This window comes from Paenibacillus paridis (genome assembly GCF_006345825.1).
Lineage (GTDB): Bacteria > Bacillota > Bacilli > Paenibacillales > Paenibacillaceae > Pristimantibacillus > Pristimantibacillus paridis.
Map to the genome: position 1 here is coordinate 2,200,040 of NZ_VCIX01000092.1, position 11,255 is coordinate 2,211,294.

Annotated in this window: 10 protein-coding genes; 5 read left to right on the forward strand and 5 right to left on the reverse strand. The window is 43.2% G+C overall.

Going from position 1 to position 11,255, the window contains the following annotated elements; all coding sequences use genetic code 11:
• Nucleotides 1–57: 57 nt before the first annotated feature.
• Nucleotides 58–2,220 carry a hypothetical protein gene (locus FJQ58_RS31605; protein WP_139999768.1) on the forward strand — a complete coding sequence of 721 codons (2,163 nt, stop codon included), beginning with the start codon at nucleotides 58–60 and terminating at the stop codon, nucleotides 2,218–2,220.
• 31 nt (nucleotides 2,221–2,251) lie between these two features.
• Nucleotides 2,252–3,199, forward strand: coding sequence for a type III secretion system chaperone family protein (locus FJQ58_RS31610; protein ID WP_139999770.1), 948 nt, complete (start codon nucleotides 2,252–2,254; stop codon nucleotides 3,197–3,199).
• A gap of 149 nt (nucleotides 3,200–3,348) precedes the next feature.
• Here the strand turns inward: FJQ58_RS31610 and FJQ58_RS31615 are convergent, their stop codons facing one another.
• The 3 genes from FJQ58_RS31615 to FJQ58_RS31625 form a co-directional block, all read right to left on the reverse strand.
• A complete protein-coding gene (locus FJQ58_RS31615) occupies nucleotides 3,349–4,599 on the reverse strand; it encodes a carboxylate--amine ligase (RefSeq protein WP_162341903.1) in 1,251 nt (416 codons plus the stop codon).
• A 167-nt stretch (nucleotides 4,600–4,766) separates the two neighbouring features.
• Nucleotides 4,767–5,402, reverse strand: a complete 636-nt coding sequence (locus FJQ58_RS31620) for a DUF2306 domain-containing protein (RefSeq protein WP_238404414.1) — start codon at nucleotides 5,400–5,402, stop codon at nucleotides 4,767–4,769.
• 50 nt (nucleotides 5,403–5,452) lie between these two features.
• The gene (locus FJQ58_RS31625) at nucleotides 5,453–6,487 is read right to left on the reverse strand and encodes a DJ-1/PfpI family protein (RefSeq protein ID WP_139999776.1); all 1,035 of its coding nucleotides are present in this window, start codon (nucleotides 6,485–6,487) and stop codon (nucleotides 5,453–5,455) included.
• Nucleotides 6,488–6,658: 171 nt separating this feature from the next.
• Here FJQ58_RS31625 and FJQ58_RS31630 point away from each other — a divergent pair, with 171 nt between their 5' ends.
• From FJQ58_RS31630 to FJQ58_RS31640, 3 genes are all read left to right on the forward strand, one after another.
• Complete coding sequence (locus FJQ58_RS31630; protein WP_139999778.1) at nucleotides 6,659–7,345, forward strand: response regulator transcription factor; 687 nt, start codon at nucleotides 6,659–6,661, stop codon at nucleotides 7,343–7,345.
• Nucleotide 7,346: 1 nt separating this feature from the next.
• The gene (locus FJQ58_RS31635) at nucleotides 7,347–8,672 is read left to right on the forward strand and encodes a sensor histidine kinase (protein WP_139999780.1); all 1,326 of its coding nucleotides are present in this window, start codon (nucleotides 7,347–7,349) and stop codon (nucleotides 8,670–8,672) included.
• Nucleotides 8,673–8,864: 192 nt separating this feature from the next.
• A complete protein-coding gene (locus tag FJQ58_RS31640; protein WP_139999782.1) occupies nucleotides 8,865–9,668 on the forward strand; it encodes a dihydrodipicolinate synthase family protein in 804 nt (267 codons plus the stop codon).
• Between the two features lie 252 nt (nucleotides 9,669–9,920).
• On the opposite strand, the gene FJQ58_RS31645 is transcribed toward FJQ58_RS31640, so the two are convergent.
• Nucleotides 9,921–10,787, reverse strand: a complete 867-nt coding sequence (locus tag FJQ58_RS31645; RefSeq protein WP_139999784.1) for an aldo/keto reductase — start codon at nucleotides 10,785–10,787, stop codon at nucleotides 9,921–9,923.
• Nucleotides 10,788–10,829: 42 nt separating this feature from the next.
• Nucleotides 10,830–11,144, reverse strand: coding sequence for an ArsR/SmtB family transcription factor (locus FJQ58_RS31650; protein WP_139999786.1), 315 nt, complete (start codon nucleotides 11,142–11,144; stop codon nucleotides 10,830–10,832).
• Between the last annotated feature and the right edge of the window lie 111 nt (nucleotides 11,145–11,255).

Genomic DNA, 11,255 nt, shown 5'->3' on the forward strand with positions numbered 1-11,255 from the left:
AGAAAAGACTATTATTGTGACTAATGATGCATATCATTCCTGCCGGGAGGATCAGTTATGTTTTTTTCCAAATCCAAATCGAGTAATGAACAAGGAAAAGATAATGCGGCAGCACCAAAGGCCACTCAACAACAGGTGCCTGCGACTGCTGTATCAACGAATACAAGCACATCAGCTAGCCTGCAGCAATCCATCGGCAACCAAGCGGTAGCCCAGCGTGCGCAGCAAACTGCTCCTACTGATAGAACAAATACATCAACCCCTGAAGAGCAAGAAACGGCTTACGTTGACCAACAACAGATCGATAGCCTTTATTCCGAAAAACTATTTGAGCCTATTAAGCTAGCAGTACTTTTAAAATTCGGCGTAGGCCGTGGGGAATGGAGACGCTCCGATGAGCTCAATGCGTTTCGGCAAAAACTCAAGGATGCTGCTAGAGCCCAGGCCAATGATGATATTACCAATGAAATCTCAAACCATCAGGAGATGCAAAGCAAGAGCAAGATCAGCCAGGCCTATACTGGCATGATTGCAAATAAGGAAGCTCATTCTTTGGCAAAGGGTTCCGTAAATTCGATTATGGAAAAAGAAGCATTGAAAATTGTACAATCAACGCTTCCTGCCGACCCAACGAAGCAAAAATTAAAACTAGCCGCTCACAGTGCTGCAAAGCAGCTCTCCAGTGCCAAACAAGTGAAAACGGACAAAATACGAAAAGCCGCACTAACCGGCGCTCAAACGAAAGCGCTTGAAATTTTAAAACAAACTGAAAGCATGGCCGTCAATGAAGCACGCACCATCGTAAAGGGCGGTAGTCTGCTTGGAAAACCCGCCCCTACCAAGGATCTCAGTACAGATGTGAGAACACAAGTTACAGATGACAAAATAGCAGATAAAGCAATCAAGCTGGCAATAGAAAGCGATTCACTGAACAGCGGCCTCGTGAAAATTGGCAGCTTCGTTGATCTGGCAGTACCCAACGACGGAGATTCAGGAGCTTTTGAATTTGAGTTAAAAATCCCGCTTGGCCAATCGGGCGGTTACGCCATTATTAGCTTTGGAGCTGAAGCTGAGCGTGACGATGGCAATTTGACTGTTAGCGCACAGATTGGCTTTGGCGTCGGTGTTAAAACACTTGGCTTGGATGCTAATTTTCAGTTAGGCCTTTATCTTGAGGCGCAAGCCGGCAATTCAACCTCTGTCATGAATCTAATTTCCTACGGCATGTATCGTCAAATGAATAGTGTTGTACCTAGTGCAGCTGAAAGCATTTGGGGCCAAGGAGGCAAATCAGGTAAAACTGAATTAGAAGAAGCAGAGCTATGGGCATCCGCCATAGAAGCTCAGGATATGGAAGGCGAGAATTTTGTTGATGTCGGAACATACAAGAAACTTTCTGCAGAATTTGAAGCAGGTATCGTTGGGGTGTCCCTCAGTGCCGGCAAGAAGAATTTGACCCACTTTGATAAGGAAACCATCATTGAAAAAACCTTGGACAGTTTTGGAGACAATACGAAGATCGATCAATTAAAAGAAAAGGCACAAAGTTTGGCTAAACTTGAACAGAGGAAGGTTTATGAGGCAAGCGGTGAGGTCGAGCTCGATTTGGGCTTTGGAAGCCTTAGCCTTTCGGCCGAAGGCTCTCATACCCGTTTTGGCGGAAAACCACTAGACCTTGAGATATCGATAGGTGCATCTATTCCATTCCAATACGGTGAAGAATCAGCTAAATGGGTATCCTATATGAGTAAAATAGGAACACCCGCTCTTGGTTTGCTAACGAACATAAGCAATGCGCTTACCCGAGACAAAAATAATAATACACCTGCTGCAACGGAAGCTCACAACACAGATGTTCGGGATACGGGGACTAAAATAGATGTGGGCAGCGATGCTATGGTCCTCCTTCCACAATTTGATGGAATCGGTAATTCACTAGCTAAGCAAATTCAAGAAGTCGATGTTGATACGGGAGAAATAGAGAACAAGATTGTAAGCTCCTCCACTACAGAACTCACATTGAATTTTGAAAAAGAATGGGATAGCGCTGGAGTAGCAGGCGACTGGAAACTAGCCGTGGAGCTTGGTCAAACCAAAAGCTTCGAGGTGGATGCTGGAGTCGTTAAATTTTCGGTAGAGAAGACAAAAAGACTCGCTGAATTCGGAAGAGAAAAGAAAGATGGCGTAAAGCAATTCACTGGCGGGATTCTAGGCCGTTAGTATCAGGAGATGAAAGGAGCTAATTGAAACCATGAGTATAACTAAAATAGATGATCATTCAAGTATCAAAACGAATATTCCTATCCCCTTCTCTTCCTGGAATGGGGAAACGGTGACCGTTGCCATTACACGTCTGAAATACCAGCATGAACAAGAAGCAAGCTGCATCATTACCTTCACAGTCCCTGCTGAATTGATGAAACAACTGGTTGAACAGCAATGGTTTAATCTGCTGCCTCATACCATAACTGCACAAGTTCGATTTAATGAAATAGATATCATCGAGGTTCGCGCCATACTTTCTCCAGCGATCACCCTTCAAATTGCGGCTAGAAACGGTGACGTGGAAACGATACTTGCTGGGCTGCTGCCCGATGCGATATCCGGAACGCAAATGGCTGACCTTGCCAAGTCAGAATATTGGTATGTGCTTGATGCCAAACAATCTGTCAGCCTACCTCCTGTGTTCGGGCAATCCGGCATGCTTCGCCAAGGCTTTCAAACCACATGGAGCGAAAGCCTAATAAACCATGTACAGCAGTTAGATCAGGTGAAATCAACTGCCGAACTTGACTTAGCCACACAAATCGAAGCTTGCTTGCAAGCAAACAGCCTAAAATATGAATATTTTAGTGACAGCATTATTCGTCTTCGATATAGCAGCCCAGCCGGCGGAACATGGATTGGCTTAATTCGAATCGAGCCCGAGGAAGACCTTATCGTGCTCTACTCCGTCTTTCCCGAACAAATTCCCGCTCCATTGCGACAAGGCATCTCCCTTCAACTCATGGGTGAGAATTACGATTTGTTGAATGGAGCCTTCGAATTGGATCAAGAGGATGGCGAACTTCGCTTTCGTTCTTCCTTGATCTGCTCAGAGGGCTGGAATGAATCCAGCTTTACGATGCTTCTAAACGACCAAATACAAAAGATGGAGCACTACCTGCCTGTCGTTCATCAAATCATTCATGAAAGCTAACTAAATAGCCGTTATGCATAGCAAGCCCTTTCCTCATAAAAATGCACCCCTACGGTACCATCGGTTTCCCATATGGGATTTCCGATGTCTATGGTTAGGGGTGCATTTCACATTAGGCCATTGAGCCTTTCATTTAAGCAGCTATTCTCTTAATTCGGTGAGTACATCGTGTCCTTATCAAAATAATACCGTTTGAAATTATTGATATGGCTGAAATAATACCGTGAGACTCTAATCACGCGTTTGATGTTCAAGTCCTTTTTATACCAAATGGATTTGAGCACTTTTTTCTGTTTGTACAATTTATTAATCTCATCGGATAATCCCTGTTCCGTTACATATTTGCTTAATACGACTTTAGGCACATTTGTCCAAAGAGCGGTTTTATCACTGTAAACGCAATCTTCGTCTTTGCCATAGACAACAGTATCAATCAAAGCAGCAATCATGTTAAGTCCTGCTGCCCTAACAAAAAAACTGCTTCTGCCAAGCCGCGGATTGATTTCGAACATCATGTACTTGCCGGTTCTACAGTCATATTTCATATCGATATTGGAAAAACCGACATAACCGATTTCTTCGAGAAAGGCTTTTACCTTCTGATAAATATCCATATCAAAGCGACTAATAATCGCAGCGTAATTGCCAAGTGTTTTTGGCGCATATTCCTCAAGCACCGGCTGGCCGAGACATGTCATTTTCACTTTCCCGTTGTCGTCGGAGTAACTATTAATGACTCGCATCGAGCTGTCGCCACCAGGAATAAACTCTTGTATAATTAACTTTCCTTTATATTCGGAAGCATTCATGCTTTTGACCATCGTTAAATACTCATCCTTCGAGTTGAAGAAAAATACCTTCTTTTTGCCTTCAAAGTGACAATGCAAGTATTCGTAGGCATTGCTGTTTTCGGGCTTTACGACGATGGGATACTGAAAATCCATTTGCTCCAACGCTATTTCGCGCTCATGCGGCTCGGAAACAATCGTTTTGGGATAATCCAGTCCATGTTTTTCGCATAGCTTATAAAATTTATCTTTTGTATCAAATGTATCAAGCAAAGTCTCGGAAATAAAATGATTTGCGATCAGCCCATTGAATTTGCTATAATGCCGCGACAACATGCCCGCATAATAGTCCGAGCAAGGAATGACGACAAGTTTTCTGTTCGGAGCGCTGTGTTTTTCCAATATGGAAAGCAGAGCGCCAGGAAATATATCCTCGTGGTCAAATTGATTGATTTGAATAAGATCAAACAATTTGCTGTTCATGGTTGGGATTAACAGCCGGCTGCATAGCAGCAGCGGCTTGATCTGGTATTTTTCATTAATAAGTCTTACATTTCCATATGCATTTTCATCGCTACCAAGTATAATCGGTAAAAAATCGTAACTTTTCATGTGATCTCCTCGTTTAACCAGTTCTATATTCATTCTTCTTATTATATCAAAAAATACAGATGATCGTATGGAAAGGCTCCCTTCTTTTTTATTTTTCGACATTATTGTGTGACAAGGCACCAACGAAGCGCTAAATTAGCCATAAAAAAACCACCTGGAAAGGTGGCTCAAGACTTGTGGATGGTTCGAATCACGACTTCAGGGATAAGCAACAGCAACGCAAGAGCAGCATAGATGCCAATGGTATAGCTGTCAGCGTAACCCAAACCAAATATCCGTTCACTAATAAAAGTGATCATATGAATCAGCATGTTTGTAAAACAAAAAGCATAGCTTCGAATCATCCAATTCCAATGGCTAATCATACGTTTCTTTCTGATTTGAACGAGCGCCATCATGGTAATCATCGGCCATATTATATTTAGTAAATTGAACCCCATACTGCTGACTTTCCCTCCCGTGGCGTAAGGTGCCATATATCCGGAAGTCAGTACGACAAGGAGGACTGATACGACATAAACGTAGCCGTTGATCCGATGGAGCTTACGGCTATTTTGAACGTTTATAGTGGAAAAGTTAAGCAGACCCGACGCCATCGCAAGGCATGCAAAACCGACATGGACATACATTACGTTTAACCAGACCGGAAGATTGAGTTCGCGTTTGAGTCCAGTTTTATAGCTAAGAAAACCCTCTGCTTCGGGATCAATCATAAAATTTTTCGCCAAAGCGTAAAATATAATCAAAATGCTGACAACAGATAAAATATTGAATAATACTTTCTGATGGTTTAAACGATCCAACTTCGTCCCTCCACGCATCCTTACTTAAGCCTCAACTAAGCCATTCGAAATTAAGATGTCCGATTTCCTACTAATTTGGAAGCAGGCAAAATACCTGCTTTGGCGATCCCGCTCATATGGTCCCCCTCAACGGTAACTTCAAATTTCAAATTTAAGCGCATCGGCTTCGTAATTCGAAGCGACCAGGCAAGCTTGTTGTTTTCTAGAACGGGATTTATCCAATCTACTGCCTCATCTCCTTGAATTGCCGTGCCTTTGATTATACCTTCTCTTGTCGATATTGAAAGCTTGACCTCAAGTTTTCCAACAGGGGTTGCGATCGTTGTGTCCCAATTCCCATCGAACATAGATGCTGCAGTCGTTTGTTTTTCCAGCCCTTTCTCCGGTATCACCGCCGTGTCTCCTGCATTCTCCAAACGATTTCTGCTCCCTGTTTTAGGGTGGCCAAGCCCCATTCCTGTTTCTCTCCAAACCGTACCTCTTCGTTCGTATTCGAATAACTGTTCCACCGCATGCGCAATACGCGGGCCAAGCTCGCGTTCCGCCAGGTATAGGGCTACATCAAGGCCAGATGTTACGCCGCCGCCCGTAACCAGATTTCCATCATCGACCACGCGCGCCCGAATAGGCACAGCTCCAGTTGCCCCGAGCAAATCCATTCCCAAATGGTTTGTCACTGCCGGTCGGCCTTCCAGCAATCCCCCCATTGCAAGAATGAGAGAACCACCGCATACCGTAGCAACTACGACATCCTTTTGTGCGAGTGCCTGCTCTAAAACGGCTGTTAACGGTGAATTCATAGCTCTGCTCAAAATAGCAGGAATGGAATTAACGCCTTCTCCATCAACATCACCAGCTGCTCCGGGCACGAGAATAATGCCCGGCGCTGCCGGGTTCAAATACTCGGTTGCTTCAATTTTCAACCCGCTAATCCCGCTAGTGACATGTCTTGGCCCTTCTGCGGTAACTAGCACTACGCTTAATGTATCTTCGACGTACATCGAAGCGGCGTGGAAAACCTCGTAAGGCGCAATAGCATCCAACAGATCGAATCCATCAAAAAGCACAATTTGAACAGTTAACATCAATATAGCCTCCTTATGCAACAAATCTCGTTCTCTACAAGAGCATAACAACGAAGTATCTCAAACAAGATGATGAAAAAATCACAAAACAATAAACGAAACGTCACAAAACCTCGAGACCCGTTTGTTTCAAACGAAAAAATGATAAACTGACTAGGAAGGTGGGATACCATGAACGGTTTTAATACGATACTCGTTGTAGACGATGATCTAAGCATTGTTGAACTATTGAGGGACTTTTTGGAAAATGATCATTTTCATGTGCTAACCGCTTGCGATGCCTCAGAAGCATGGACATTATTCCAGCAAAACACTGTACATTGCATTGTTCTTGACATCATGATGCCAGGGCAGGACGGATTCGCGCTATGTCGACGGATTCGAAAGGAAAGCAGCGTTCCGATCCTTTTCTTAAGTGCTCGCAGCGATGACGTGGATAAGATTAGGGGGCTCACTCTTGGCGGTGATGACTATATTATCAAAAATGCTTCTCCAGGAGAAATTGTCGCCAGAATCAAAGCGGTGCTGCGCCGCGTCCCTTCTCAGCAGCCTATGGGAGAGAAACTTTTGGTTTATGGCCGCATTAAAATCAATTTGTCTGCAAGGGAAGTGAAGGTGGACGGGGAACGCGTTGTGCTCACGCCTCGGGAATATGAGTTGCTGCGCTTGTTTATGGAGCATCCCAGACATGTTTTTTCCTATGATCAATTGCTTGAACGATTTTGGGAAGGCGTTGGCGATCGGCATACCATTCGGGTTCATCTCAGCCGGCTTCGGGAAAAAATCGAACCCAATCCGAACCAACCTCAGTATCTGATCAATGTGTGGGGAATCGGATATCGCTTCGAGGGAGGATAAAATGAGAACTATTCGTATTCGCACGTTTACTTTGTTATGCTTCTTTTTCATCCTTACGCTGCCTTGGATCTTTTATGCAGCTGCTCATATTTTTGAAACAAATACACTTAGCTTCGCAAAAAGCCATTCGCAAAACGAGGCCCTGAAAGGACAATTCGCGGAAATAGCTCACCTCATCGAATCGAACACAGACAAATGGAACGACGTGAATTGGCAAAACCAATTGGACAATCACTTGCAAAAAGCAAAGATGGATGCCGTTATTCTATCTGCGTCCGATCAAGAGATTTTCCGCTCTAACCGGAAGTCCCACAGCTCTATGTCGTCAAACTCCGAAAAATATTCTGTTTTAGAGAATGGCCGTATCTTGGGAAGGTTCGTCGTTTATATGCCAGAATCAAAAACGGTTCCGTTCATTTCCATGGTTTTTGGTTTGTTTTTGGCATTCTTTATTATTGGTATCGAAATGCGCAGGTTTCTTCTCAAGCCACTCGAGAGGATGAGCCTCGCCGCGAGGCAAATGGCAGCAGGAGACTGGGATGTTCGGCTGCCCGATTCCCGAATTACAGAAATCGCCAAGGTGCGCGATGGATTTGAAGTTATGGTGAGCGGGCTTCAAACCTCTATTCAGAAGCAACTGCAGCTGGAGGAAGAGCGCCGCTTCGTCATTGCAGCTGTCGCGCATGATCTGCGAACGCCTTTGTTTGCATTGCGCGGTTACTTGGACGGGCTGGAACAAGGCATTGCACAATCGCCTGAGAAAATATCAAAATATATAACCGTTTGCAAGGAAAAATCGGCACAATTAGACCGCCTCGTCGAAGACCTGTTCACATTTACGAAGATGGAGTATATGGAGGAGGAACTAATCAACGTAAACATTGATCTACCATTCGTCATCCGGACGTCGATGGACAGTCTAAATCTGTTAGCTCGGCAAAAGCACATCTCCATATCCACCGATCTAGCTGACGATTGCGACATTAGCGGCGACAGGCATTTATTGGAACGCGCCATCAATAATCTGTTGGATAATGCCGTTAGACATACGCCTTCCAATGGTGATATTGAAGTTCGATGCTATAAAGATGGCAGCAAGGTCATATTTACGATACGTGATACTGGGCCAGGTTTCACTACGGAAGAACTACAGCGCGTGTTTGAGCCTTTATACCGCGGGGAAACATCCAGAAATCGGTTAACCGGCGGTAGCGGGCTTGGATTAACGATTTCACAGAGAATTATTAGGCGTCATAGAGGCGAGCTTACCGCTAAAAACCATTCGGAGGGTGGGGCTATACTGACTGCATGGATACCTGCATATTGATTTATAATTAAAAGCGAAAAAATGGTTTTGGGCTGCTATTTGAATATTTACCATGTTCCAGCTCTTCAGCAATGATGCGGATCCCCTCTTCAATGGCTTGCTTATCCGTTCGAATAATGCGTCGTGCTATGCGTAGCCATTGCGCGACAAATAGCATCAAAATAAAATTTCAGCAAGGAGGATATGAATCACATGAAAAAATTCCATATTGCCATACCTACTCCCTTTCAAGAAAATGAGAGCTTATATTTGGAGGGATTTGATCCAATTATCCATTATTTGCGAGAAAATCAGATCGACGCGTTGCTTGTATCAGGCTCAACAGGGGAACAACATTCCTTGAGCATCGAAGAAAGGCTTGAAATCATTCACTATTTCAATCGGAAACATTTCCAAGGTGTCGAATTCATTTTTGGAGTGGCCTCCGTAAGAACCCGAGATGCTGTGAAATTAGTGCAAGCGCTTGAAAGTTCTGTTTTTGATATCATCATGATCGGATTTCCGCCCTACATTAAACCAACCCAGCAAGAGGCTATCCTCTATGTTGATGAGCTGCTTAAGCATACGACTAAAGAAGTCATTCTTTATAACAATCCGTCCCGAACAGGCTTTGATCTGAGCCCGGAAGCTTTGCACGATTTAATAAATAGGCATACAAATATATTGGGCTTTAAAGAAGCCGGAGACGTTCATCGCCACAAAGATACCATTTTCCCCAGCTCGTTTGTTCGGTTTGCGGCAGGAGACCTAAATCTAGTCTCCAATCTAACCATAAACGGTTGTAATGGCTTGTCTAGTATGGTGGGCAATGTATTTCCAAAAGAATTAAAGCAAATATATGACGCTCTTCTCGAAAGCAGAGTTGTCGATGTTGATGAAATCGCTCGGATGATTACCGAGGTCACTCAGGGCCAAACGATCGTGAATATTAAAAAATATTACAATCAATTGGGATTGAGCATTGGAGGATGCCGTTCTCCTCTCGGGACTGCATGATCATCAAATTCATTTTCCTATGATTTAGGAGGATTAAATAATGAATTCCCTGCTCCACCGCTTATTCGGGTAAAGAAGGGAATTCATTATTAATTATTAATACTGTCATCCCAGCTTCCAGGTGGAGTAGCATCGATGGGTTTCCTCGCATAGAGAATTCGGAATTAGGAATAATCTTGAATGGTATTGTTCAACGAGGTTCGCCACTCTCTCCTCGCCCAACCTTGACAGTGACCCTTTTCCGTTTCCATGTTACTTCAAAAATAGTTTCATCACATTTACTACAATTGGGTTTATATTGTACCCCTTTGGGTTTACAGAGTATCGTTTCCCAACATCCATTTCCCCAATTTGTTCCATTTCTTCATCACTTAGATTGAAATTGAATAGATCTATATTTTCCTTTATCCTTTTTGGATTCGAGGATTTAGGGATAACGATAGTATCTCTATTTAAATGCCAACGCAAAATGACTTGTCCAACCGTTTTTTGATGCCGACGAGCAATAGCTTTGAGTACTTTATTCTCAAACAAAGCTTTGTTACCCTGGCCCAGCGGCGCCCAAGCCTCATGTAAAATCCGATGACGGAACATGTACTCTCGCAATCGATGTTGTTGAAATTCTGGATGGGTTTCAATTTGATTAATCATCGGAGCAATCTTAGCATGCTTCATAAGTTGTTCAAGGTGTTCGATCTCAAAGTTAGCTACTCCAATGACTCGGATTTTTCCTTCAGAATAAAGTCTCTCCATAGCCTTCCAAGCCTCTACGTAATGGGGTGCTGCGAAATGGATGAGATACATGTCAAGGTAATTCGTATTCAGTTTTTGGCAGCTTTTCTCAAAAGCCCGTAGCGTTTGAGCATAACCTAAATCAGTTGTCCATACTTTTGACGTAAGAAAAAAATCTTCTCGAGCAATGCCACTTTTTTGTATTTCTCTTCCCAATGCTTCTTCATTACCGTATATTCGTGCGGTGTCAAAATGTCGATAACCGGCTTCAATGGCTTCGCTAATGGTTTTCTCAAAAACGCCATCTTTACCTTGTTTGACATTATAAACCCCAAATCCAAGTTGAGGAATTTTCACACCGTTTTGCGCTTCAATAGATACGTTCATCGTTACCCCCTATGGTATTGTCAATCGTTGTTGTATCGCGATTTATTCACACAGTTTTATTACATCATCAACTAAATCTCTTAAGGATTGCATTTTATTTTTGGCGTCTATTCGATAGAAGTTTTTGGTCCCATCTTTATGAACAGTTACAATGCCAGCGTCTTTTAGTATTTTCAAATGATGTGAAATGGCCGGTCTAGATAAATGTGTATTCGTACTAATTTCTCCTACACGCATTCCAGCCCCCTGAGCCAAAGTAATTAAAATAGCTTGTCGAGTTTCATTCCCAATGGCAATCAGCAAGGATTGATTCTTTTTAAATTCATGCATGATTTGATATCCAATATCCTGATCCATCGAGTCCCTCCTTGGTCTAAACATTTGAACGATTAAACTGAAATTATCTTATCATACTATTGCCACAGACAGACCATCGGTAAAGTAAATCGAGATCATTAGGTATCAAGC